20 protein-coding genes and 1 pseudogene are annotated in these 24853 nt (G+C 71.1%); 8 read left to right on the forward strand and 13 right to left on the reverse strand.

Annotated features, from left to right (window positions below):
• Positions 1-232 precede the first annotated feature (232 nt).
• A complete protein-coding gene (locus MMA15_RS24240; RefSeq protein WP_241062297.1) occupies positions 233-1363 on the forward strand; it encodes a methyltransferase domain-containing protein in 1131 nt (376 codons plus the stop codon).
• A 193-nt stretch (positions 1364-1556) separates the two neighbouring features.
• Here the strand turns inward: MMA15_RS24240 and MMA15_RS24245 are convergent, their stop codons facing one another.
• Positions 1557-2357 (reverse strand): SIR2 family NAD-dependent protein deacylase, encoded by an 801-nt coding sequence (locus MMA15_RS24245; protein WP_241062298.1) that lies wholly within the window; start codon positions 2355-2357, stop codon positions 1557-1559.
• 369 nt (positions 2358-2726) lie between these two features.
• On the opposite strand from MMA15_RS24245, the gene MMA15_RS24250 reads away from it, so the two are divergent.
• The 3 genes from MMA15_RS24250 (at position 2727) to MMA15_RS24265 (ending at position 7633) form a co-directional block, all read left to right on the forward strand.
• The gene (locus tag MMA15_RS24250) at positions 2727-4130 is read left to right on the forward strand and encodes a hypothetical protein (protein ID WP_241062299.1); all 1404 of its coding nucleotides are present in this window, start codon (positions 2727-2729) and stop codon (positions 4128-4130) included.
• Between the two features lie 344 nt (positions 4131-4474).
• On the forward strand, positions 4475-5692 hold the full coding sequence (locus tag MMA15_RS28065) for an oligopeptide/dipeptide ABC transporter ATP-binding protein (RefSeq protein ID WP_277400526.1): 1218 nt from the start codon (positions 4475-4477) through the stop codon (positions 5690-5692).
• Between the two features lie 93 nt (positions 5693-5785).
• Positions 5786-7633, forward strand: coding sequence for a gamma-glutamyltransferase family protein (locus MMA15_RS24265; RefSeq protein WP_241062300.1), 1848 nt, complete (start codon positions 5786-5788; stop codon positions 7631-7633).
• Here the strand turns inward: MMA15_RS24265 and MMA15_RS24270 are convergent.
• Entirely contained in the window at positions 7615-7809 is a 195-nt protein-coding gene (locus MMA15_RS24270) for a hypothetical protein (protein WP_241062301.1), read from the reverse strand. The genes MMA15_RS24265 and MMA15_RS24270 overlap by 19 nt on opposite strands.
• A 6-nt stretch (positions 7810-7815) precedes the next feature.
• Between MMA15_RS24270 and MMA15_RS24275 the strand changes: the two genes are divergently transcribed.
• The 3 genes from MMA15_RS24275 (at position 7816) to MMA15_RS24285 (ending at position 11411) form a co-directional block, all read left to right on the forward strand.
• Positions 7816-8634 (forward strand): inositol monophosphatase family protein, encoded by an 819-nt coding sequence (locus tag MMA15_RS24275; protein WP_241062302.1) that lies wholly within the window; start codon positions 7816-7818, stop codon positions 8632-8634.
• A 43-nt stretch (positions 8635-8677) separates the two neighbouring features.
• Positions 8678-10105: a phytoene desaturase family protein gene (locus MMA15_RS24280; RefSeq protein ID WP_241062303.1), complete on the forward strand. Its 1428-nt coding sequence runs from the start codon at positions 8678-8680 to the stop codon at positions 10103-10105.
• A 169-nt stretch (positions 10106-10274) separates the two neighbouring features.
• The gene (locus MMA15_RS24285; RefSeq protein WP_241062304.1) at positions 10275-11411 is read left to right on the forward strand and encodes a glycerate kinase; all 1137 of its coding nucleotides are present in this window, start codon (positions 10275-10277) and stop codon (positions 11409-11411) included.
• A gap of 200 nt (positions 11412-11611) precedes the next feature.
• Here the strand turns inward: MMA15_RS24285 and MMA15_RS24290 are convergent, their stop codons facing one another.
• The 9 genes and pseudogenes from MMA15_RS24290 to ccrA all read right to left on the reverse strand — a co-directional run bounded on the left by MMA15_RS24290 (position 11612) and on the right by ccrA (position 20588).
• Positions 11612-11797, reverse strand: coding sequence for a hypothetical protein (locus MMA15_RS24290; protein WP_241062305.1), 186 nt, complete (start codon positions 11795-11797; stop codon positions 11612-11614).
• Between the two features lie 5 nt (positions 11798-11802).
• Positions 11803-12357 (reverse strand): DUF5994 family protein, encoded by a 555-nt coding sequence (locus MMA15_RS24295; RefSeq protein ID WP_241062306.1) that lies wholly within the window; start codon positions 12355-12357, stop codon positions 11803-11805.
• A 409-nt stretch (positions 12358-12766) separates the two neighbouring features.
• On the reverse strand, positions 12767-13618 hold the full coding sequence (gene pssA, locus MMA15_RS24300) for a CDP-diacylglycerol--serine O-phosphatidyltransferase (protein ID WP_241062307.1): 852 nt from the start codon (positions 13616-13618) through the stop codon (positions 12767-12769).
• Positions 13605-14252, reverse strand: a complete 648-nt coding sequence (locus MMA15_RS24305; RefSeq protein ID WP_241062308.1) for a phosphatidylserine decarboxylase — start codon at positions 14250-14252, stop codon at positions 13605-13607. Before MMA15_RS24305 ends, pssA begins: the two co-directional genes overlap by 14 nt.
• A gap of 167 nt (positions 14253-14419) precedes the next feature.
• Positions 14420-15631 (reverse strand): acyl-CoA dehydrogenase family protein, encoded by a 1212-nt coding sequence (locus MMA15_RS24310; RefSeq protein ID WP_241062309.1) that lies wholly within the window; start codon positions 15629-15631, stop codon positions 14420-14422.
• Position 15632: 1 nt separating this feature from the next.
• Positions 15633-16157 carry a MaoC family dehydratase gene (locus MMA15_RS24315; protein WP_241062310.1) on the reverse strand — a complete coding sequence of 175 codons (525 nt, stop codon included), beginning with the start codon at positions 16155-16157 and terminating at the stop codon, positions 15633-15635.
• Positions 16158-16162: 5 nt separating this feature from the next.
• A pseudogene (locus tag MMA15_RS24320) lies at positions 16163-17148 on the reverse strand (HpcH/HpaI aldolase/citrate lyase family protein).
• Positions 17145-19214, reverse strand: a complete 2070-nt coding sequence (locus MMA15_RS24325; RefSeq protein ID WP_277400527.1) for an ethylmalonyl-CoA mutase — start codon at positions 19212-19214, stop codon at positions 17145-17147. Before MMA15_RS24325 ends, MMA15_RS24320 begins: the two are co-directional and overlap by 4 nt.
• A gap of 6 nt (positions 19215-19220) precedes the next feature.
• Entirely contained in the window at positions 19221-20588 is a 1368-nt protein-coding gene (gene ccrA, locus MMA15_RS24330) for a crotonyl-CoA carboxylase/reductase (RefSeq protein WP_241062312.1), read from the reverse strand.
• Between the two features lie 548 nt (positions 20589-21136).
• Between ccrA and MMA15_RS24335 the strand changes: the two genes are divergently transcribed.
• Complete coding sequence (locus MMA15_RS24335; protein ID WP_241062313.1) at positions 21137-21895, forward strand: hypothetical protein; 759 nt, start codon at positions 21137-21139, stop codon at positions 21893-21895.
• A gap of 123 nt (positions 21896-22018) precedes the next feature.
• On the opposite strand, the gene MMA15_RS24340 is transcribed toward MMA15_RS24335, so the two are convergent.
• Together MMA15_RS24340 and MMA15_RS24345 are read right to left on the reverse strand one after the other, a co-directional pair.
• On the reverse strand, positions 22019-22813 hold the full coding sequence (locus MMA15_RS24340; RefSeq protein ID WP_241062314.1) for a TetR family transcriptional regulator: 795 nt from the start codon (positions 22811-22813) through the stop codon (positions 22019-22021).
• 98 nt (positions 22814-22911) lie between these two features.
• On the reverse strand, positions 22912-24696 hold the full coding sequence (locus MMA15_RS24345; protein ID WP_241062315.1) for a 3-hydroxyacyl-CoA dehydrogenase family protein: 1785 nt from the start codon (positions 24694-24696) through the stop codon (positions 22912-22914).
• Between the last annotated feature and the right edge of the window lie 157 nt (positions 24697-24853).

A 24853-nucleotide genomic window follows, 5' to 3' on the forward strand; every position in this document is an offset into this window, starting at 1 on the left:
CCCGGCGGGCGGCCCCGTACGGGTGAGCGGGGGTGAGCCGAGAGTGAGCCGGGGGGTGAGCCGGGGGGCGTCCCGATTCCCTGGTCCCCCTGGTCCGCCCCGGTCCTCAGCTTCCCCCGGCCTCCCGGCTTCCTCGTCCTCCGGCTTTCCGGCTGCGCCGCCCCCCCATCCCCTCAAGCCCAATAGGCTGCGCTTCGTCGCCTGTCTCCCGCGAAGTCACCAGGATCACGCGATGCCCGACGTCTCACCGTCCGCGCTCGACAGCGCCATCGCCGCCGTGCCCGCGGAGCGGTTCCTCGGCGTGGACGGCCGTGCCGTACGCCCCTGCACGCCCCCCGACGTCACCTACCGCCATCTGCACATGCTCGACGTCCCACCGGGAGCGAACGTCCTGGACGTCGGCCTCGGTTCGGGACTCTCCGCAGCGCTGCTCGCCCGACTGGCCGGTCCCGGCGGGCAGGTGACCGCCGTCGAGATCGATCCGCGGCTGGCCGCGCGTGCCAAGACCCTCTACGGCGAGCACGCCCACCGGGTGGGTGTCGTCGTGGGCGACGGGCTCCCCGGCCACCCTCCTTGTGCGCCCTACGACCGCATACTCGCGGGCGTCACCCCGCCCGCCGTACCTGACGTCTGGCTGCGCCAACTCAAGCCGGGCGGCGTGCTGTTGTGCGGTGTACGCATCAGCGGCCTGCCCGGCGGCCATGCCATCGCCCGTATCACCGCCCGTGCCACCGGCCCCGGCCCCGGCCCCGGCCCCGGCCCCGGCCCCGGCCCCGGCCCCGGCCCCGGCCCCGGCCCCGGCCCCGGTACCGGCACCGGCACCGGCCCCGACGAACGGCACGACCCGTACCAAGTCACCGTCCACCAGGGCGGATACATGCCGATGACCGTCCCTGAAGGGTGGGCGGACGTCGGCGGGGACGCCGTCACACGCGCCTCCGACCCCGAACGGCCGCAGTGCTCACTGACCCTCCTCGGCGCCCACGACCCCGCCACCGCCGCCGCACTGTGCGCCGCGCTCACCTCCGCCCCGCACATCGAGGCCGCTCCCGTGACGGGCGGCGACTGGCACCACTTGAAGAACTGGCTCATGGCCACCGCCCCCGACGGGCTGCTCGAAGCGACCCTCGACCAGGGCACGGGCGTCGGCATCGGTCTCACCGGACCGGACGGCGCGCAACACGCCGCGCTGGTCACGGGTTTCGACCTCATCGCCGACGACGCGGACTCGCCCGCCCTCGAATCGCTCACCGGCCTGATCCGCCGCTGGCGGGCCCTCGGCGCTCTCCGTACGCACGAACTGCCCGCACGGGCGCACCGCGAGGGCGACGTGTGGCACATACGGTTCGAAGCCGGGGAATGACAGCGGGGAGTGATACGGGGGCGCCGAGGCCAGCGAACGGAAGAGGCACCAGGCGAACGGAAGAGGCGCGGGGCGCGAACGGGGCGCCGGCTGCGGACAGTCGCTCCGTCCGGGCACATGGCGCCGCCCGGTCTCCCACCCCAACTCCCTTACGTCAGCGCCTCGTCTGGTCCCGGTCCCCACCCGGCGGCGTTCAGTCCGTGTGCAGCCGCTCCAGCAGCGCGGGCAGCGCCTCGCCGATCGGTTCCCGCACGACCTCGGACGCCAACTCGTCATACGGCGTGGGCTCGGCGTTGACGATGACGAGACGCGCGCCGTGCTCCACGGCGATCCCCGCGAGCGACGCCGCGGGCTGCACCTGTAGCGACGTACCCACCGCCACGAAGACGTCGCACGCCTTCGCCACGGCGACCGCCCGGCCCAGCACGTCCGGATCGAGGGCCTGTCCGAACATCACCGTCGCCGACTTCAGGATGCCCCCGCACTCCAGACAGGCCGGATCCTCCTCGCCCGCCTCGACCCGCTCCAGCGCCTCCGCCATCGGGCCCCCGGCCTCGCACCGCGTACAGACCACGGATCGTGAACTGCCGTGCAGTTCCAGCACCTTGCGGTCGGGCAGGCCCGCGAGCTGGTGGAGTCCGTCGACGTTCTGTGTGATGACGCGCACCGGCCTGCCGGACCTCTCCAGCTCCGCGACGGCCTCGTGCGCGGCGTTGGGCCGTGCCTTCCAGGTGGGGCTGGTGCGCCGCATCTGCCATGACCTGCGGCGGATGTCCGGGTCGTTCATGTAGTAGTCGTAGGTGACGAGCTTCTCCGCCTCCGGATCGCTGCGCCAAAGCCCTTGCGGGCCGCGGTAGTCGGGGATGCCGGAGTCCGTGGAGATCCCGGCACCGCTGAGGATCGCGACGAGCGGGCCACGGGGCGAGGAGGCGCCCGGCGTCTCCGGCGCGGGCTCGGCGGAGGGGCGGGGCGCGGGCTCGGGGGAGGCGGTCATGCCCGTCAAGGGTAGTGCGGCACACGCACGGGAAGCACCGGGCCGCCGGGGCGGTCGTCGGCTCCGCGCTGAAGGCCCCGCAGGGAGGCCGCCGGGTTCGGCGAGCCGATCAAGGCAGCCGTCGAAGCCGCCGGGGGAGAACGGGAGTTGTTGTCCTGGCTCCTCGTGACCGTTCCGCCGTACGGCGTTCCGCCTCTGTGCGCTCGGCGAACGTCCACGGGCCGACCCCGCGGTCCGGTTTGTCCGCGGGAAATGCTCGCATCGGGACAGGTGTGCGCCGGAAGCCTTGGAAGGCGGGTGACCCGGTAGTAGCTTTTGCCGGTCCCACCCCCCACGGGCCCTGCGCCCGCGCGAGCGAAGAGGTTCCACGTGAAGCGTGTTACTAGCCGCGCCTATCTTGCCGCGATCTGCATATCCGGTCTGCTGGTCGCCGGGAGCGTGGTTCCCCACGCCGCGGGCACCACGGCCAAGGAGGGCACCGAAGCGTCAGCCCCGAACGGTTCGGCGGACGACGGCCGAAGACACGAACTCTCCGTCAGAGCCGGTGATTCCGACTCGGCGAGGATCAACCGCCCAGCGGACCGCGGCGGCCCCAACACCCTGAAGAAGACCGACGTCACGCTCTCCTCGTACGACGCCGAGGAGGGCCGCGCCGTTCTCAGCCGGAAGGACCGCGGCGGCGAGGCCGGCGCCATCGACGTCCGCGAGGGCGATGTGATCGCCAGTCCGCCCACGAAGGCCGCTCCCGCGGGCGCGCTCGTCAAGGTCGAGGACGTGGGCTCCACCGACGGCGGCAAGGCCGAACTCCGCACCTCCCGCGCCGACCTGACGGAGGTCTTCGGCGGCGCCGAGGCCGACGGGAAGGTGCCCGTGCCGTCCTCGGAGTGGAAGGTCGACCCGATGGTCGAGGGCCTCGATGTGACCCGGGGCCCGTCGAAGAACTCCCGCGGCGCATCGGACACTTCGGGGAAGGCCGGACGCGAGGCCGACGTCGGGGACCTGCACTTCGACTTCGGCACCCGGCTGCCCGACTCCGGAGACGACCAGGAACCCGAGCCCCCGGCCGAGGTCGGCGGCTATCTGGAGATCTCACCGAAGGTCGACTTCTCCTACGACGGGCACGGCTCGGCCGACCCGGCCGAGGCGACCGCGTCCCTCGGAATCGGAGGCGACTACAAGGCCGGCTGGCGCGTCAAGGGCGTCGTGGAACCCCGCGCCGCGGACCGCCTTCCCCTCGCCGAGATGACCGCACACCCCGTGATCATGGTCGGTCCGGTGCCGGTCGTCGTCACCGTGAAGCTGACGCTCGTCCTCAAGACCCGCGCGGACGGCCGCCTCCAGGTGGACGTGGACCAGGACGTGACCGGGTCGGTGAAGGTCGGCACGCGCTACGCAAAGGACACGGGCTGGGAGTCCGACTCGCACGCCGACGGCTCGGCTCTCCCGGGCGGCAAGGCCGACGTCTCCGGTCAGGGCGAGCTGCGAACGCTGCTCGGCCCCGAGGCGAACCTGAGCCTGTACGACACGGTGGGCGTGGAGGCGTTCTTCGGCCCCTATCTGCGGGCCACCGCCCAGTTCGCCGAGCAGGGGCAGGGAGCGCCCGCCGAGGGGAGCGGTTCGTGGAAGCTCTTCGGCGGTCTGACCCTGGAGAGTTCCCTCTTCGCCCAGCTTCCGTTCGTGGTCATCGGAGACCGTCCGTCGAAGCGGATCAACTTCCCGCCGATCAGCCGCGAATGGTTCATCACGGAGGGCAAGCTCCCGGCCGGCTCCTGACCTCCGGGAGATCAGCGGAGGTCCCACCCTCGGGCCGCTGCACGCACAGAGGTCCCGAGCCGCGGCGATGAACGCCGGTCCCTCGGGCACGCAGTCGTGCCCGAGGGACCGGCAAGCCGCACGTCGCCTGCGGTCCGCCGGGTCTGCCCGCGGCACGCGCGTCGGCCGGTCGCTTCACCGGTAAGTCCCGGCGCAGCGCCGGATGTTCACGGCCCGCACGGCCGCCGACGGCACGACCCGCCCGACGCTCCGTCCAGAAGGCCCCGCCGGGGACTAGTCACGCGGAATGTATACGACATACAGTCGCCCGCGTCCCGGTCGTTCGGCTTCAAAGGTGGGCAGCCTTGCGCCTTCGCGTACGAGGTTCCTCGGGTGCCGCGTTCCGTTCTGCGGCGCTGCCCACGGCCGTACTCGCGCTGGGCGGGACCGGCTGCGCGTCGCTGACGACGTCGGCGACCGAGGTGGGCGGAGTGCGGATGACCGACGAGCGGCCCATGCGCGACGGCGGCTCGCTCACAGTGGCGTTCAAGTCCGATCCCGACAAGCTCGATCCGAGCCTCGGCAGCACTCTCGTGGGGCGCAGCGTCTTGGCAGCGATGTGCCAGAAGCTCTACGACACCGACGCACGCAACCACATACGGCCCCAACTGGCCGGGAAAATGCCCGAGGTGAGCGACGGCGGCCGCAAGGTGGTCATCGAGGTCCGCAAGGGCGCCCGCTTCAGCGACGGCACGCCGCTGGACGCGAAGGCCGTCGAGACCTCGCCGCGCCGTCACCGCGATCTGCCCGAGTCGGCACGCGCCGGCGAACTCGAACCGGTCCAGAGCATCGAGGCCGTCGGCGGCGACAAGGTCGAACCGCGCCTGAAGGAGCCCTACGAGCCGCTGCTGGGCGCGCTCGCCGACCGCTCCGGGATGGTGATGTCGCCGCGCGCACTGAAGAGGTACGGCAAGGACTTCGCCGCGCAGCCCTCGTGCGTCGGGCCGTTCCGCTTCAAGCAGCGGGTGGCGGGCGACCGCATCGTGCTGGAGAAGGACCTCGGCGACCGCATCGCCGTGATGTACCTCGGCGAGATCGTCGAAGTCGCCCCGGCCGCCGAGCTGTTCGCGGTGCCGAAGCACCCGTACACGCAGGCCCTGCTCTCCGCGGTGCCCGTACCCGATCCGCCGGCGCAGCGGGCGCGGCAGCGGATCGTTCTGGAGGGCGACCTGACCGGGCCCGTCTTCCCCAAGGCCGGGGGAGGGACGCAGACTGTCGACCACTGCCGCTTCCACACACGCTGTCCCCTCGCCTACGACCGCTGCCGTACGCAGGCACCCGAGCACCGCACGCTGCCGGGCACGGGCCCTGACGGCTCGGACGGCGGGCGCACGGTGGCCTGCCACCTCGTCGAGGACGACGGGACTGCCCCCCGACGCGGCGGTGCCGCCGTCCGGCGTCCGGCCCGCGGCGACCGCCCCCTAGCCCCGCTCGCAGCGACCACCCGACAGCGACCACCCGACAGCCACCACCCGACAGCCACCACCCCGCAGACCCCGGCCCCGCAGACCCCGACCCCGTGACCCCCGACCCCGTGACCCTGACCCGATTCCCGGCGTCCGCCCGCCCGACCCCGAGCACCGCCCGAGCCTCCCGAATCAGGAGCCGCACAGCCCGTGTTCACGACCCGCCCCACCCTGCAAGGCACCTTCGGCATGGTCTCCTCCACCCACTGGCTCGCCTCCCAGACGGCGATGGCCGTGCTGGAGGACGGCGGCAACGCCTATGACGCCGCCGTCGCCGCCGGCTTCGTGCTGCACGTCGTCGAGCCGCACCTCAACGGGCCCGCCGGTGAGGTGCCCGCGCTCGTCGCGCCCGCCGGAGGCCCCGTGAAGGTGCTGTGCGGCCAGGGCGTCGCACCGCGCGGCGCGAGCATCGGGCACTACACCTCGCTCGGCCTCGAACTGGTCCCCGGAACGGGCCCGTTGGCCGCCGCCGTACCGGGCGCGTTCGACGCGTGGATGGTGCTGCTGCGCGACCACGGCACCCGGTCGCTGGAGCGGGTGCTGGGATACGCCATCGGCTACGCCGAGCGCGGCCACCCGGCGGTGGAACGGGTCGGCGAGACCGTGGGGACCGTACGGGAGCTGTTCGAGACGGAGTGGACCACCTCCGCCGCGCTGTACCTCGCCGGCGGACGCGCACCCGCGCCCGGCGCCCTGCTGAGGAACCCGGCGCTCGCCGCGACCTGGCGCCGGCTGCTGGAGGAGTGCGCCACCGCCGGTCACGGGCGTGAGCAGCGCATCGAAGCCGCACGCCGCGTCTGGCGCGAGGGCTTCATAGCCGACGCCCTGCTCGCAGCGTCGGCCAGGCCCACCATGGACACCTCGGGCGAGCGCCACACCGGCACCCTCACCGGCGACGACCTCGCCGGCTGGGAGGCCGCATACGAAGACCCCGTCACCTACGACTGGAACGGCTGGACGGTCTGCAAGGCGGGCCCCTGGTCGCAGGGCCCCGCACTGCTCCAGCAGCTCGCGCTGCTCCCGGACGAAGTCACCGCCGCCGACGTGCACTTCGGCGACGCCGCCACCGGCTCCCCCCACTCCGACTCGGCCTTCGTGCACCGCCTCATCGAGGGCACCAAGCTCGCCATGGCCGACCGTGAGGCGTGGTACGGCGACGCCGAGGGCGCCGACGCCGTACCGGTCGAGACGCTGCTGTCCGCCGCGTACAACGACGAGCGGCGCGCACTCATCGGCGAGGAGGCCTCACGCGAACTGCGGCCCGGCAGCCCGGACGGCCGCGAGCCCCGCATCTCCGCGCACGCCGCAGCGGTGGCGGCAGGCGAGGGCGGCTTCGACCCCCTCGCCGTCTCCGCGGGCGCGGGCGAGCCGACCGTCGCCCGCGACGGCGCCACCCGCGGCGACACCTGCCACATCGACGTCGTCGACCGCTGGGGCAACATGATCAGCGCCACGCCCAGCGGCGGCTGGCTCCACTCCAACCCCGTCATACCCGAACTCGGCTTCCCCCTCGGCACCCGCCTCCAGATGACCTGGCTGGAGCCCGGCCTGCCCAACTCCCTTACGCCGGGCCGCCGTCCGCGCACGACGCTCACCCCGTCGCTGGCGCTGCGCGGCGGAGAGCCGGTGCTGGCGTTCGGCACTCCGGGCGGAGACCAGCAGGACCAGTGGCAGCTCCACTTCTTCCTCGCCGCCGTGCTGCGGCCGCACGTACGGGGAGGGCCCGACCTTCAGGGCGCCGTCGACGCCCCCGACTGGCACACCGACAGCTTCCCCGGCTCCTTCTATCCGCGGGCCATGCGCCCGGGCAGCGTGACCGTGGAGTCGCGTACGCCCCGTTCGGTGACCGAGGGGCTGCGCCGGCGCGGCCACGACGTGGAGGTGGGCCCTGCCTGGTCGGAGGGACGCCTGTGCGCCGTCGCACGCGATCCGGAGACCGGGGTCCTCAGCGCCGCCGCCAACCCGCGCGGCATGCAGGGCTACGCCGTGGGCCGGTGAACGGCGGCCACGGCCACCGCCCGGCGACCGGCGCCCCGGCCGGAGGCGCCCGCGCCGATGCCCGCACCGATGCACGCGCCGATGCCCGCGCCGATGCCCGCGCCGATGCCCGAAGGGAGGCCCGGGTGGCCGGCCCGAACCCGCTGGACGCATCCGCCGCCGCCCCGTGCTTTCATGGGCGCATGATCGACGATGAGCTGGTGACGGCAGTCGAAGGAGCCGTACGCAGGGCCGTCGGCGAGGAGGTGACGCCGCGCTGGCGTCAGCTCGCCGACGACGAAGTGGTGCAGAAGAGCGGCCCGCACGACCTCGTCACCGTCGCCGATCAGCGCGCGGAGGAGATGCTCACCCGCGAGCTGGCCGCACTGCTGCCCGGCTCCGTCGTCGTCGGCGAGGAGGCGGTGCACGCCAAGCCCGCCACCTACGAGGCCCTGCACGGCGACGCACCGGTGTGGATCGTCGACCCGATCGACGGCACACGGCAGTTCGTCCGCGGCCACGAGGGTTTCTGCACCCTCGTCGCACTCGCCCGCTACGGCGAACTCCTCGCCTCCTGGACCTACGCGCCGGTGCCCGACGAGATGGCCATCGCCAGGCACCGCGGCGGCGCGCTCCTCAACGGCGAGGCGCTGCGGGCGGGATCGCCCGAGGAGGGCAAGGTCCTCGAAGTGGCCACCTCCCACCCGGACTTCACCACGGACGAGCAGAAGCGCTCGCTGCTGGGGCTGCGCACCGAGGGCGTCGCACCGAGGCCGTGCGGCTCGGCCGGGCTGGAGTATCTCGCTGTGGCGCGCGGCCTGGTGGACGCCGTGGCCTTCAGTTGGGAGGCCGCCTGGGACCACGCCGCGGGGCTGCTCCTCGTCGCGGAGGCAGGCGGCGAGAGCCGCACCGTCGCCGGCAAGCCGTTCCGTCTCGCAGGCGGCAACGCGCTGCCGTTCACCGCGGCGCGGGACGCCGGAACCGCCCGGCGTATGGTGGGCCTTCTGCGCGCCGGACGTTGACCAGGTACGGTGCGCGACCTCACAGGCGAGGGGAGAGCCGACAGTGCCATCGATCCGTGACGCGGTCGTCGTCGGAGCAGGACCCAACGGGCTGACCGCGGCGGTCGAACTGGCCCGCCGCGGCTTCTCCGTCGAGCTGTTCGAGGCGAAGGAGACCGTCGGGGGCGGTGCGCGCACCGAGGAGTCGACGCTTCCGGGCTTCCGTCACGACCCCTGCTCCGCGGTGCACCCCACGGGCGCGATCTCACCCGCGTTCAACAGCATGCCGCTCCAGGAGTACGGACTTCAGTGGCTGCATCCCGAACTGTGCATGGCCAACCCCTTCCCTGACGGCACGGCAGCCGTGCTGGCCCGCTCCGTCAGCGAGACCGCGATCTCCCTCGGCGGGCGTGACGCGAGCACGTACCGGCGCATGGTCGAGCCGTTCCTCGACAGATTCGACGCCCTCGCCGAGGACTTCCTCGGCATGGGCTCCTGGTTCAACGGCCGCTTCCCGCAAGCCCCGTTGCTGCTGGCCCGCTTCGGCCTGACCGCGTTGCAGCCCTTGAGCCTCCTCAACGTCCGCTTCCGCGACGAGAAGGCCCGCGCCCTGATGGCCGGAATGGGCGGCCACGTCATCGCGCCGCTGTCCACGCCCGCGATGAGCGGCGCCGCCCTGACGTTCGCGCTCTCCGCCCATGTGGCGGGCTGGCCCGTTCCGCGCGGCGGCTCCCAGGCCATCTCCGACGCGCTCGCCGCGTATCTACGCGCGGAGGGCGGGCAGATCCACACCGGCACCGAGGTCAAACGCCTCGACGAACTGCCGCCCGCCCGCGCCTACGTCTTCGACACCTCTCCCCGCGCGCTCGCCCGTATCGCCGGGCTGGGCAACGCCTACGACGCGTTCCGCTACGGACCGAGCGTCTTCAAGATCGACTACGCGATGGACGGCCCGGTGCCGTGGACGTCGGAGGCGGCACGCCGCGCGGGCACCGTCCACGTCGGCCCTACGGCAGGCGCGATCAACACCGCACTGAAGGACGCCGTACAGGGGCGGGCACCCGAGCGTCCCTTCCTGATCACCGCCCAGCCGAGCCTCGTCGACGACAGCAGGGCACCGGAGGGCAAGCATGTCTTCTGGGCATACGGGCACCTCCCCAACGGCTGGGAGGGCGACGCCACCGAAGCGGTGGAGGCCCAACTGGAGCGCTTCGCCCCGGGGTTCCGCGACCGGGTGCTGGCCCGTGCGACGGCCGGACCGCCGCAACTGGCCGCGCGCAACGCCAACTACGTAGGGGGCGACTTCTGCGCGGGGGCCGCCGACGGGCTCCAGTTGATGATCCGTCCGAAGCTCGCGCGTGTGCCGTACGCCACGGCGCACCCCGCCGTCTTCCTGTGCTCCTCCTCGGCTCCTCCCGGCCCCGGGGTGCACGGAATGTCCGGACATCATGCGGCAAGGGCGGTGTGGCGGCGGCTGCGGCAGCAGCACTGAGGCCGTACCGCACGCCCGCGCCCCGCGCGCGACGCTCCCACACGCGCCCTCGGCGGTGTCCATACGGGCTCTGACCTTGCATAGCCCATGGTGGCCGGGCCCTTGTGGCGGATATGGTCGCATCGGCGCGACTGCCTGTTCGAACGTAAACAGACCCAGGGGCAGAACGATGACGACGACGGGGCGCGTACTGATCGCCGCGGACAAGTTCAAGGGATCGCTGACGGCCGTCGAGGTCGCAGAACGGATCACAACCGGGATCAGGCGGGCGCGGCCCGACGCGAACCTGGAATCGCTGCCCGTCGCCGACGGCGGCGACGGCACGGTGGCCGCGGCGGTCGCCGCCGGCTTCGAACGCCATGAGGCCGAGGTCACCGGGCCGTTGGGCGCCCCCGTGACGGCGGCGTTCGCACTCCGCGACGGTACGGCCGTGGTGGAGATGGCCGAGGCGTCCGGACTCGAACTGATGCCGCCGGGCGTCTTCGCTCCGCTGACCGCCACGACGCGCGGCACCGGCGAACTGCTCCTCGCCGCCGTCGAGGCGGGCGCCCGCACCGTCGTACTCGGCGTCGGCGGCTCCGCGACGACCGACGGCGGCACGGGCATGCTCGAAGCGCTCGGCGCCCGCTTCCTCGACGAGGACGGCGACCCGGTTCCGCACGGCGGCGGCCCGCTCGTGGAGATGGTCTCCGCCGACCTCTCCGGCCTCGACGAACGGCTCAAGGACATCGAGGTGATCCTCGCCAGCGACGTCGACAACCCCCTCACCGGCCCGAAGGGCGCCGCCTACGTCTACGGCCCGCAGAAGGGCGCAGGCGACCAGGACGTGAAGGTACTCGACGCCGCGCTCAGCCACTTCGTGCAGGTGATGGGCGAATCCGTGGGGCCCCGCGCGGCGGAGACCGCCGAGGCCCCCGGCGCGGGAGCGGCAGGCGGCATCGGCTACGGCGCGCTCATCGGCCTCAACGCCACCTTCCGCCCCGGCATCGACGTACTGCTCGAAGTGCTGGGCTTCGCCCAGGCGTTGGCACGCGCCGACCTCGTCGTCACCGGAGAGGGCTCCCTCGACGAGCAGACCCTCCACGGCAAGGCCCCGGCAGGCGTCGCGGCGGCAGCCCGCAAGGCGGGCAAGCCCGTGGTGGCGGTGTGCGGGCGGCTGGCCCTCGACAACAAGGCCCTCAAGGGCGCCGGCATCGAACGTGCCTACGCCCTCACGGACTTGGAGAAGGACAAGGACCGCTGCATGGCGCAAGCGGGCCCCCTGCTGGAACAGCTCGCGGAACGCGTGGCGGCGGACCGCCTCTGAGGTCTGAGGCGGCGGGTGGCCACGTCGTCTCATGAGGCCGGCCACGCGTCGGTCAGCCGCCGCGGGCCGCCGGAACGCGGTCCGGCACCCGCCGAGGCGGGCGCCGGACCGGCGTGCGGAGTGCGGGCTGGTTCGTGCTCTGCGCTTGGCCGAGAGACGGGCCTCGGCTGCGGCACCGACGGGGGCCGGTGATCACTTCTTCAGGACGCCTCCCCGGAGCGGTCCTCACGCAGGCCGGGACGGGAACGCCGTTTCCCGCTGCGCCGGAGAGGCTTGTGAGACATGGTCGCGGCCCTGTGCGCCTGCGCGCGGTTGAGCCGGCGGATGGTGAGCGTGCCCGCGGCGATCATCGTGAGGACGATGCCGACGGTGACGAGGGTGTCCATCGCACTCACACTCCGCATGTCTTCGATGGGGTTGCGGTCACCGGAGCGGAGCCGCCGTCGGACTCCCACTTGTCCTCCTGGGTCCGCAGCTCCACCGTGGCGGCCTGAGCCGTGTCGTCGGCTGCGACAAGAGCGCTCGCGGTGAGGCGGGCCCCGGGGTCGATCGCGGCGGCCATCAGCCGGGCAGCAGTGGCCGAGTTCGTCTCGGGCGGTATCACCAGCAGGTCCCATCGGCCGATGCGGTAGGAGAGCAGCACGACCTTGTGCGGGTCCTGCTCCACCTTGAACCAGCCGACCTTGACCACATGGCCGGTGACCGGCACCTTGCGCGGGATGACCGGCCAGCGAGCGGGGTTCACGGAGATCCGTGTGATGCGTCCCCGGCGGGGGTCCAACGCGTCCGTGAGGGCGGGGAGTTCACGCAGAAGGTCGCGCGAGTGCGGCCACCAGGCACCGTCGAGAAGACCGGCCGGGGCCCCGTCCGATTTCAGTGCGAGCCGGAGCGATGGCGCGGAATACGATTCGTGGATCAGTCGAGTGCGGTCTGCGGTCACGTTCATGACGCGTACCTGACTCGGGCGGATGAAACGGCCCGGTGTCTTCGATCACCAAGAACGACACCCGTATGGGAAAGCAGTGCACGGAAAGCCCTTGGTATTGCCAGCGTACTCCGCCGTGAGACTCAACGGGCCTGCCACTGCCCGGCGTTCCGGCGCGCCACCCCGGGCCGGGGGCATGACCAGCCGGTCGCAGCGGCGCAGCGGCCCGCGCCGGAACGCAGGCGTACCGTATGCGGGTTCGCGGCGGCTACGTCGCACCGGTCGATGTGCACGGTGCGGTCGTCGTCGAGTGCCGGCGCTGGGGCCCGGGCGGAAACCCGGGCCCCAGCGCTGTTGAGTCGGCGCGCCGTTGTCGAGCCGGCGCCGTCGTCGCCTCCGCGCCTCGCCGCGCGCCGCGAAGTCCGATTCGCTATCCCTGCGCGGCAGTCCGCGCCTCGCGGCGGTTGTCGCGGAAGGTGTGCACACGGCGGGCCGTGGCGAACAGCGGGATGACCGCGCCCAGTACGACCTGGAGCGCACAGCCGGTCTGAAGCAGCAGCTCGCCGCCCGGGGCGTCGAAGGCCCAGGCCGCCAGCAGCCCCATGCTGGCGACGATCCAGCCGAGCATCGCCACCGCCAGCCGTCCCCGTGGCTTCGGATACTCGACGCGGCTGACCATGAGCCACGCCACACCCATGATGGCCAGCAGCGTCGGCACGAACGGCAGCTCCAGCAGCACGATCGACACGACCGTCAGCGCACCGAACGGGCCGGGCATGCCCTGGAACATCCCGTCACGCATCGGCACGCACGAGAATCTCGCGAGGCGCAGCACCACCGCCAGCAGCACCACGACGGCGGCCACCACCGACACCTGCTGGTTCGCGTCGTTGGCGACCATGCCCCACGTGGCCACGAAGTAGGCGGGTGCGAGGCCGAAGCTGATGAGGTCGGAGAGGTTGTCCAGCTCCGCGCCCATCGCCGAGCTGCGCAGCTTGCGCGCCACGAGCCCGTCGAAGAGGTCGAACACGGACGCCAGCAGCATCAGCATCACCGCGGTCGCGGCGCTGTGCCGCGCCATCCCGCCGTCCTCGCTGCCCGTCAGATGCGGGATGAGGACGCCGGTGGTGGTGAAGTACACCGCCATGAAGCCGCACGTGGCGTTGCCGAGCGTCAGTGTGTCCGCTATCGACAGCCGCGTGGACAGCGGCATCTCGTCGTCGTCCGCCTCGGCCTCGGCGACCCAGGCGGCGGCCTGTGTATCGGGATCAATCACGGTCAAGACGAGTCACCCCCGCGGTCGTGGCCTGCCCGACCTCGACGCCGGCCTCGACGCCCTCGGGGAGGTAGATGTCGACGCGGGACCCGAAGCGGATCAGCCCCACGCGGTCGCCCTGTTCGACCTTGCAGCCCTGCGGCACGTACGGAACGATCCGGCGCGCCACCGCACCGGCGATCTGGATCATCTCCACATCGCCGATCTCGGTGTCGAAGTGCCAGATCACGCGCTCGTTGTTCTCGCTCTCCTTGTTGAAGGCCGGCACATAGCCACCGGGGACGTGCTCCACCGAGGCCACGGTGCCCGCGAGCGGGGCGCGGTTGACGTGCACGTTGAGCGGGCTCATGAAGATCGCGACGCGGGTACGGCCGTCGTGCCACGGCATGATGCTCTGCACCACTCCGTCGGCCGGAGAGATGACGCGTCCCTGTGCGATCTCACGCTCCGGGTCGCGGAAGAACCAGAGCATGCCTGCCGCGAGCGCGGTCGCCGGTACGGCGACGGCCGCCGCTCTCTTCGAGCGGCGTGCGCGGAGGAGTGCGACGGCCGCCGTGGCGACGGTCGGCAGAAGCCACGGCGACGCTCCGCGCGCGATGCGGACTCGTCCGCGGGGTGCAGAGGATGGGCTGTGGGGCATGTATGACCTTCGTAGCGGAGGGAGCCGCGGCTGCTCGGGGGACGGCGGCTTTCCGGGATGTTATCGGTTACGGATGGCAACTGGCCAAGCCAGTACGACAGTCCGTGCCCCTGATCCCGGATCGGGATGGCGTCCCGACCGGCAGGAAAACATCCTGAAAAGGGACATCACCCCTGGAAGCGGTACTCCTCCAACAGGCGGCGGCCTACGATCATTTTCTGGATCTCGGCGGTTCCTTCACCGATCAAGAGCATCGGCGCCTCCCGGTAGAGGCGCTCGATCTCGTACTCCTTCGAGAAACCGTACCCGCCGTGGATGCGAAACGCGTCCTCCACGACCTCCTTGCAGTATTCGGAGGCGAGGTATTTGGCCATGCCGGCCTCGAGATCGTTGCGCTGACCGGCGTCTTTCTTGCGGGCCGCGCCGACCATCAGCGCATGGGCGGCCTCGACCTTCGTCCCCATTTCGGCCAGCTTGAACTGGATCGCCTGGTGCTGAGCGATGGGCTTTCCGAAAGTATGCCGTTGCTGTGCGTAGTCGATGCCCAGCTCGAAGGCACGCTGTGCGACTCCGCAGCCACGCGCCGCGACATTGACGCGGCCGACTTCGACGCCGTCCATCATCTGGTAGAAGCCGCGGCCGGTCTCGCCGCCGAGCACCCGGTCCGCGGGAACCCGCAGGTCCTGCATGACGAGTTCGGTGGTGTCGACGCCCTTGTAGCCCATCTTGTCGATCTTGCCGGGGATGGTCAGCCCGGGGCGCACCTCGCCGAAGCCGGGCTCCTTCTCCACCAGGAACGTCGTCATCGACTTGTGCGGCGGCGAACCCTCGGGCAGGCCCTCGTCGGTACGGCACAACACCGCGACCAGCGTCGACGAGCCTCCGTTGGTGAGCCACATCTTCTGCCCGTTGAGCACGAAGTCGCCGTCGGCGCCGTCGCGTACGCCCTTGGAGGAGATGGCCGAAACATCCGAGCCCAGTCCCGGCTCCGACATGGAGAAGGCGCCGCGCACCTCGCCCGTGGCCATCCTCGGCAGGAAGTGGTCCTTCTGCTCCTGGGTGCCGTGCTGTTTGAGCATGTACGCAACGATGAAGTGGGTGTTGATGATGCCCGAGACGCTCATCCAGCCGCGGGCGATCTCCTCCACGCACAGCGCGTACGTGAGCAGCGACTCACCGAGCCCGCCGTACTCCTCGGGGATCATCAGGCCGAACAGGCCCAGTTCCTTGAGCCCTTCGACTATCTCCGTCGGGTACTCATCGCGGTGCTCCAGCTCCGTGGCGACCGGGAGGATCTCCTTGTCGACGAAGCCGCGCACTGTGGCGAGGATCTCCTGCTGGATCTCGGTGAGACCTTCGGTCTGTGCGAGCCGTCCCATCTCACTTTCCTCCCTTGCCGGGGCCCTCGCGCAGTTCGGGGCGGCCCGGCTGCTCTCCTCCCCTTTCCTTCACGTAGGTCTCCGTCGGCACCATCACCTTGCGCCGGAACACGCACACGAGGGTGCCGTCCTGGTTGTAGCCCTTGGTCTCGACGTGGACGATGCCGCGGTCGCTCTTCGACTTCGACGGGATCTTGTCCAGGACGGTGGTCTCGCCGTAGATCGTGTCGCCGTGGAAGGTCGGCGCGACGTGCTTGAGCGACTCGATCTCCAGGTTGGCGATGGCCTTCCCCGAGACGTCCGGGACGGACATGCCCAGCAGCAGCGAGTAGACGTAGTTGCCGACGACGACGTTCTTTCCGAAGTCGGTGGTCTTCTCCGCGTAGTTGCTGTCCATGTGGAGCGGGTGGTGGTTCATCGTCAGCAGGCAGAACAGGTGGTCGTCGTACTCCGTGACGGTCTTGCCGGGCCAGTGCCGGTAGACGTCCCCGACGGTGAACTCCTCGTAGGTGCGGCCGAATTGCATCTCGCTCAGCCCTCCGGTGCTTCGAAGCTCGTCGTGCGGGACATCCCGGCGGCACGGCCCTTGCCCGCGACGACCAGGGCCATCTTGCGGCTGGCCTCGTCGATCATCTCGTCGCCGAGCATCGCCGAGCCCTTCTTGCCGCCCTGCTCGGACGTGAAGTACTCGTAGGCGTCGAGGATCATCTCGGCGTGGTCGTAGTCCTCCTGGGAGGGGGAGAAGATCTCGTTGGACGCCTCGACCTGACCGGGGTGCAGCACCCACTTGCCGTCGTAGCCGAGCGCGGCGGCACGCTGCGCCACCTCGCGGAAGCCGTCGACGTTCTTGATCATCAGATACGGGCCGTCGATGGCCTGGAGGTCGTGGGTGCGGGCGGCCATCAGGATCCGCATCAGGATGTAGTGGTACGCGTCCGACGGGTAGCCCGGCGGCTGTTCGCCGACGACGAGGGACTTCATGTTGATCGACGCCATGAAGTCCGCGGGCCCGAAGACGATCGTCTCCATACGCGGCGACGACGCGGCGATCTCGTCGACGTTCACCAGGCCCTTGGCGTTCTCGATCTGCGCCTCGATGCCGATGCGGCCCACCTCGAAGCCCATGGTCTTCTCGATCTGCGTGAGCAGCATGTCCAGGGCCTGCACCTGCTGGGCGTCCTGGACCTTCGGCAGCATGATGCAGTCGAGGTTCTGCCCGGCGCCCTCGACGACGGTGACGACGTCGCGGTAAGTCCAGTGCGTCGTCCAGTCGTTGACCCGCACGACCCTTGTCTTGCCGCTCCAGTCGCCCTCGTTGAGGAACTTCACGATGGTGTGCCGGGCGTCCGGCTTGGCCAGCGGCGACACGCGTCCTCCAGGTCGAGGAAGACCTGGTCCGCGGGGAGGCCCTGCGCCTTCTCCAGGAAGCGCGGGTTGCTGCCGGGCACGGCCAGGCAGGAGCGCCGGGGGCGCAGACGGCGGGATGCCTGGCCGGCGTCCGGCGACGGGGCTGTCATGCGGGGACCTCCAGGGGGTCGAGCTTGTTCGCTGTGCGGATTTCGTTGACGATACGGCCGATGATCTCCGTGATGCCGAAGTCCTTCGGCGTGAAGACGGCCGCCACTCCTGCCTCGCGCAGGGCGGCGGCGTCGCCCGCGGGGATGATGCCGCCGACGACGACGGGCACGTCCTCGGCGCCGGCCTTGTGCAGCCGCCGCAGCACGTCCGGTACGAGTTCGGCGTGCGAGCCGGAGAGGATCGACAGGCCCACGCAGTGGACGTCCTCGGCGACGGCGGCCGAGGCGATCTGCTCGGGCGTGAGCCGGATGCCCTGATAGACCACCTCGAAGCCCGCGTCGCGGGCCCTCACGGCGATCTGCTCGGCACCGTTGCTGTGCCCGTCCAGGCCGGGCTTGCCAACCAGCAGCCGCAGTTTGCCGACGCCCAGTTCAGCGGCGGTCAGCTCCACGCGGCGGCGCACGTCGGCGAGCGCGGAGCCCTCCTCGGCGGGCACCGCCACCGGCGCGCTGCTGACCCCCGTAGGCGCACGGAACTCCCCGAACACCTCCCGCAGAGCGCCTGCCCACTCGCCGGTGGTGACGCCGGCGCGGGCGCACTCCAGCGTCGCCTCCATCAGGTTGGCGTCCGTGGCGGCGGTGTCCTTCAGGCGCTGGAGGGCGCGCTGCGCGGCCCCTTCGCCCGAGGCGTCCCGCTCGGCACGCCAGCGCCCGACCGCCTCGGCGACCTGCGCCTCGGTAGCCGGATCGACGCTGTGAATCGCCGTCTCCAGATCGGCCGTGAGCGGGCTTGGCTCCGTCGCCTCGTAGCAGTTGACGCCGACGATCTTCTCCTCGCCGGACTCGATACGGCCGCGCCGCTCGGCGTGCGAGGAGACCAACTGCGACTTCAGATAGCCCGATTCGACCGCGGCCATCGCGCCGCCGAGCTTCTCGATGTGCTCCATCTCGGCCAGGGACGCCTCGACGAGTTCGTCCACCTTGGCCTCGACGACATGCGATCCGGCGAAGATGTCGTCGTACTCCAGCAGGTCGCTCTCCAGCGCCAGGACCTGCTGGATGCGCAGCGACCACTGCTGGTCCCACGGCCGCGGCAGACCCAGCGCCTCGTTCCAGGCGGGCAGTTGAACGGCGCGGGCACGCGCGTCCTTGGAGAGGGTGACGGCCAGCATCTCCAGCACGATCCGCTGGACGTTGTTCTCCGGCTGCGCCTCGGTCAGGCCCAGGGAGTTGACCTGTACGCCGTAGCGGAAGCGGCGCTGCTTGGGATCGGCGATGCCGTACCGCTCACGCGTGATCCGGTCCCAGATGCGGGTGAACGCCCGCATCTTGCACATCTCCTCGACGAAGCGGACGCCCGCGTTGACGAAGAAGGAGATGCGCGCCACCACGTCGCCCATCCGCTCCTGCGGCACCTGCCCGGAGTCCCGTACGGCGTCGAGTACGGCGACCGCCGTGCTCATCGCGTACGCGATCTCCTGGACCGGCGTGGCACCGGCCTCCTGGAGGTGGTAGCTACAGATGTTGATCGGGTTCCACTTGGGGATGCGGGCGACCGTGTAGGCGATCATGTCCGTGGTCAGCCGGAGCGAGGGCCCCGGCGGGAAGACATGCGTGCCCCGCGAGAGGTACTCCTTGACGATGTCGTTCTGCGTCGTCCCCTGGAGCTTGGAGACGTCCGCGCCGTGCTCCTCGGCGACGACCTGGTAGAGCGCCAGCAGCCACATGGCTGTGGCGTTGATCGTCATCGAGGTGTTCATCTGCTCCAGCGGGATGCCCTCGAACAGCCGCCGCATGTCCGCGACATGGGAGACCGGCACCCCGACCCTGCCGACCTCGCCGCGGGCGAGGACGTGGTCGGGGTCGTAGCCGGTCTGCGTCGGCAGGTCGAAGGCGACCGAGAGCCCCGTCTGGCCCTTGGCGAGGTTGCGCCGGTACAGCTCGTTGGACGCCTCGGCGGTGGAATGGCCCGCGTAGGTGCGCATGAGCCAGGGCCTGTCCTTCGCCCTGCGTGCGCCTGCGGGACCCGTAGCGCCCGCGTCAGCGCTCTCCCCTCGGTTCGTCATCCCGGGTCACGCGGCCTTGCCGCTGCTCCGGCCGCTGTCGGCCTCGCGGAACAGGTTGATGGCGTCCAGGTGCTTGGCCCGCTTGGCCTCGTCGCGCACCCCCAGGCCCTCCTCGGGGGCCAGCGCGAGGACGCCGACCTTGCCCTGGTGGACGTTGCGGTGCACGTCGTGTGCGGCCTGGCCCGTCTCCTCCAGGTGGTACGTCTTGGAGAGCGTCGGGTGGATCTTCCCCTTGGAGATGAGGCGGTTGGCCTCCCACGCCTCGCGGTAGTTGGCGAAGTGCGAACCGACGATCCGCTTCAGCGACATCCACAGGTAGCGGTTGTCGTAGGTGTGCTGGTAGCCGGAGGTGGAGGCGCAGGTGACGATGGTGCCGCCCTTGCGCGTGACGTAGACGCTGGCGCCGAAGGTCTCCCGCCCGGGGTGCTCGAAGACGATGTCGACGTCCTCGCCGCCGGTCAGTTCGCGGATGCGCTTGCCGAAGCGCTTCCACTCCCTCGGGTCCTGGTTGTGCTCGTCCTTCCAGAACTTGTAGCCCTCGGCGCTGCGGTCGATGATCGCCTCGGCGCCCATGCGCCGGCAGATGTCCGCCTTCTGTTCGCTGGAGACGACGCAGATGGGGTTGGCGCCGCCGGCGAGCGCGAACTGCGTCGCGTAGGAGCCCAGTCCGCCGCTGGCGCCCCAGATGAGGACGTTGTCGCCCTGCTTCATCCCGGCGCCGTTACGGGAGACGAGCTGCCGGTAGGCGGTGGAGTTGACGAGGCCGGGTGCCGCGGCCTCCTCCCAGCTCAGATGGCCGGGCTTGGGCATGAGCTGGTTCGACTTGACCAGCGCGATCTCGGCGAGCCCGCCGAAGTTGGTCTCGAAGCCCCAGATGCGCTGCTCCGGGTCGAGCATCGTGTCGTTGTGCCCGTCGGCCGACTCCAGTTCGACGGAGAGGCAGTGCGCCACGACCTCGTCGCCGGGCTTCCAGGAGTTCACGCCCGCTCCGGTGCGGAGCACGACCCCGGCCAGGTCGGAGCCGATGACGTGGTACGGCAGGTCGTGGCGCTTGGCCAGCGGCGAGAGCCGCCCGTAGCGCTCCAGGAAGGCGAAGGTGGACACGGGCTCGAAGAGCGACGTCCACACGGAGTTGTAGTTGACGGAGGAGGCCATGACGGCCACCAGCGCCTCGCCGGGCCCCAGTTCGGGCACGGGCACCTCGTCGACATGGAGGGACTTGCGGGGGTCCTTCTCACGGGAGGGTAGGCCGTCGAACATCTCGGCCTCGTCCCGGTGGACGGTCACTGCGCGGTAGGACTCCGGGAGCGGAAGGTTCGCGAAGTCTTCGGCTGTGGTGTCTGACGCGAGGATCGCGTCGAGGATCTTGTTCACGGTGATGCCTCCGGCGAAGCGCTGTGGAAGGAGACGCTTTGAGGGTCGTCGGGTGTGAGGCAGAGCCGTCGGTTCGGCGGGGTGATGCTGTTGGCTGCGCTGGTGAGCGCGGGGTGCCTGTGACGCAGGCGTCCGGGCACGGACGGGTGTCGTGCCGTTGGGACAGCGCCCGGACGTGGAACAAGGTATGACACCCAGTGCCAGGACACAAGACACTGCGTGCCAAGAATTTCTCTCACTTGTCGTGAGGTGGCGCACGCATGAGCACCGCCCGGGGTCTCGTCGGCGAGCGGGGCACCCGAAACCGGCCGCCGGTCTCCGTCCCGTGCCGCCGCTACGGGCCAATCCGCCTGCGCGACAAGGGCGTTGGCGCCCGGCGGCCGTCGCGCTTCCCGGGGTGCGGGCCGCCTTCCGGGCCTGGTTGAGCCGAACAGGCCACGGCCTAACGCCGGTTTCGCCCTCCGCGGCCCAGGGGACCGTCTCGACCCATCACAGCCCTTTTGACTTCGCGCCTGCGAAGGCGCGCGACCGAAAGCAGAGGGAGACCCATGGGTCGGACACGCAGACGTCGTACGGTCGTCTCCGCCGCGCTCGCCGCGGTGGCAGCCGTCATCGTCACGGCCGCGCCGCCGGAGGGCGCGGGCGCCGCGACGCGGACCGCAACCACCCCGCCGGACGAGACCGCCGCCGCGAAGGGCCACGGCGCGAAGGAGCCCCGACCGCCCCGTCTCCCGCGTGACTTCAGCGGCAAGGGCAAATGGGTCGTACGTGACCTGGGGATCACGGTGCCGTTCCGCTGGCGGGGGAGGAACGGCGACAGCCAGATGATCGCGGGAGGCCCGCAGTATCCGATCTGGTTCACGAACCTGATCTACCGCGGCGACCTCTACACGCTGACCTACAAGTGGCCCAACCTCAGGGACCACACGTGCTCGAAGATCCCCGGGCTCGGTCTGAGCGAACTGAACGGATTCCTCAAGCGATCACGGTTCGTGGGGCGGGAGATCCTTCAGCGGAACCCCCGGCGGCATGTGAACCACTGGAGGGCCGGTGTCGTCCTGCCGAAGCTGCCTCCGGGGAAGTTCCTGCGCCTGCCGCTGGCACTCGGGGACATCTACGTCGACCAGCGCGACCGGGGCAGGTTCTGGCAGGTCCTGCAATTCGGCGTCCAGAATCTCTACGACCCGGAACTGGACGAGTGGGCGATGATGGACACCTTCGACCGCAAGCCGGGGAAGGTCACGCTGCCCCGGGAGTGCGCCGACGCTACGAACGTGGGCACGGCCTCCGGCGGCTCCCGGCGGTGAGAGTGCGGCCCGGCCCGGCCACGCGGGACCCGGGCCCCTGTTCCGGGTCCGGTTCCGTTTCCGTAGTCGCCTGCGCGGACCGGGCGCGGACCATCGGACGACCGGACCCGGACCCGGCGTGGGTCAGTCCCGCAGCGCCTGCTCGATCGTGCGCATGATCTCGCCGATGGGAGTGTCCGTGCGCGCCACGGTGACCAGCACCTCGTCCTCCCGCCTGGTCTCCGCGCCGGCGCCGCCCGGCGTCCCCGTGCCGAGGCCGGGCTCGGGCGACGCCAGCCGGTTCGCGCCGAATCCCGTGCCGAACGTCCTGCGTACGATCGCGAAGGCGTGGTCGAGCTGTGCCTCCACGTCGCCGACGGCGCCGCTGCGCAGCCAGCGCCGCAGCACGTGGTTGTGCGCCGTGACGACCGCGGAGGCGGCGACCTCCGCGAGGAGCGGGTCGTCGTCGCCGTCGCGGTGGGCCGCCTCGTCGAAGTGGCCGAGGAGATAGCGCGTGAACAGCCGCTCGTAGCGGGCCACGGAGGCGATCTCCCGTTCGCGCAGCGCCGGGACCTCGCGGGTCAGCTTGTAGCGTTCGACGCTTCCCTTCGGCGAGGCCGCGTACATCCGCATGACCTCTTTGATGCCGCGGCAGACGGTGTCGAGGGGGTTCTCGTGCGGGGGCGCGGCCTCCAGTACGGCCTGTGCCCTGACGAGGGTGTCGTCGTGGTCGGGGAAGATCGCTTCTTCCTTGGCGCGGAAGTGCCGGAAGAAGGTGCGGCGGGCGACTCCGGCCGTCGCCGCGATCTCGTCGACCGTCGTCGCCTCGTAACCTTTCGTCGCGAAGAGTTCCATGGCCGCCGCCGCCAACTCGCGGCGCATCCTTAGGCGCTGGGAGGACGCGGCATGCGAACGGGACGGCTTCGCGGTGTCTGACATGCAGGGAACGTTACATGCCGTGACGGACTCGGGGGGCGGGCTGTCGCCTGAGGGCTCAAGCAGCCCGCCCCACCGGTTGTCCCACTTCACCTCACGCGTCACCGACGTGCGTACTCGCGGAAACCCCGTCCCGTCTTGCGGCCGAGGCAGCCCGCCGCCACCAGGTGCTCCAGCAGCGGCGCGGGCGCCAGCCCCGGGTCGCGGAACTCCCGGTGCAGCACCTGCTCGATGGCGAGCGAGACGTCCAGGCCGACGACGTCCAGAAGCTCGAAGGGCCCCATCGGATAGCCGCCGCCGAGGCGCATCGCGGCGTCGATGTCGTCGAGGGAGGCGTAGTGCTGCTCGACCATCTTCACGGCGTTGTTGAGGTACGGGAACAGCAGCGCGTTCACGATGAACCCCGCACGGTCGCCGCAGTCCACGGGGTGCTTGCGGATGGCGCCGCACACCTCGCGCACCGTGGCGTGCGCCTCGTCGCCGGTGAGGACCGTACGCACGACCTCCACGAGCTTCATCGCGGGCGCCGGGTTGAAGAAGTGCATGCCGACGACGTCCTGCGGGCGGGACGTGGCACGGGCGCAGGCGACCACCGGGAGGGAACTGGTGGTCGTGGCCAGCACCGCGCCCGGCTTGCACACCTCGTCGAGCCTGGCGAACAGCTCCCGCTTGACGGCCAGGTCCTCCGCCACCGCCTCGACCGCCAGGTCGACGCCTACCAGTGAGTCCAGCGATCCGGCGGGGGTGATGCGGGCGAGCGCCGCGTCCCGGTACTCCTCGCTCAACCGCCCCTTCTTCACGGCCCGTTCGAAGGACTTGGCGATGCGGGCCTTGGCCTTCTCGGCCTTCTCCTCACTGCGTGCCGCGAGCACCGTGTCGTATCCGGCCTTGGCGAAGACCTCGGCGATGCCGCTCGCCATGGTGCCGGAGCCGGCGACTCCGACGGCGGAGACGGGACGGCCCCGGCCGCGGGCGGCGTCCCCGTCGGGGGTCTCGGAGTCGGCGACGGTGACGGACGAGCCGGGGGCGTCGTAGGTGTAGAAGCCCCGCCCGGCCTTCTGCCCGGTGAGGCCGGCGTCGCTGAGCTGGCGCAGGATGGGCGCCGGCGCGTGGAGGCGGTCGTGGGAGTCGGCGTACATCGCGTCGAGCACGGTACGGGCGGTGTCGATCCCGATGAGGTCGAGCAGCGCCAGCGGCCCCATGGGCAGTCCGCAGCCCAGCCGCATGGCGTTGTCGATGTCCTCGCGGCTGGCGTAGCGCGACTCGTACATCGCGGCGGCCTGGTTGAGGTAGCCGAACAGCAGCCCGTCGGCGACGAATCCGGGGCGGTCGCCGACCGCGACGGGTTCCTTGCCCAGTTCCCGCGCCAGGTCGGTCACCGCGGCGACGGCCTCTGGCGAGGTCAGTACGGAGGAGACGACCTCGACGAGCTTCATCGCCTGTGCGGGGTGGAAGAAGTGCAGCCCCAGGACGCGTTCGGGACGGTCGGAGTCGGCCGCGAGCCGCGTCACGGACAGCGCGTTGGTCCCTGTCGCGAGGATGGTGTCCGGCTTGACGACGGTGTCGAGCGCGGCGAACACCTGGCACTTGGTGTCGTAGTCCTCCGGCACCACCTCGATGACGAGTTCCGCTTCGGCGGCGGCCTCCAGTTCGGTGAAGGTACGGAAGCGGGCGAGGGCGCTGCGCCGCTCGTCCTCCGTCATGCGCTCGCGCTGTACGGCGCGGGCGGTGGACGCCTCGAAGGCGGCGGTGGCGTTGCGCGCGGCGGTGTCGCTGATGTCGATGCCGATGACCTCGCGGCCTGCCCGGGCGAGTACGTCGGCGATGCCGGTGCCCATGGTGCCGAGGCCGACGACGGCGATGGTGTGCAGAGGCGGACGGTCCATCACGGGACTCCTCTGATGTGACGACTGACGATGAGGGTGTGCGCCGCCGCGCAACAGCGGGCGCGGCAGCGGAGGAACCGGCGGTCCGGGACCGCGGAACGGAAGAATCGGACAGAACCGGCGGTCCTGTATCCGGCGAATCGAAGGTTCGAGATCG

This window comes from Streptomyces marispadix (genome assembly GCF_022524345.1).
In the GTDB taxonomy this organism is placed as follows: domain Bacteria; phylum Actinomycetota; class Actinomycetes; order Streptomycetales; family Streptomycetaceae; genus Streptomyces; species Streptomyces marispadix.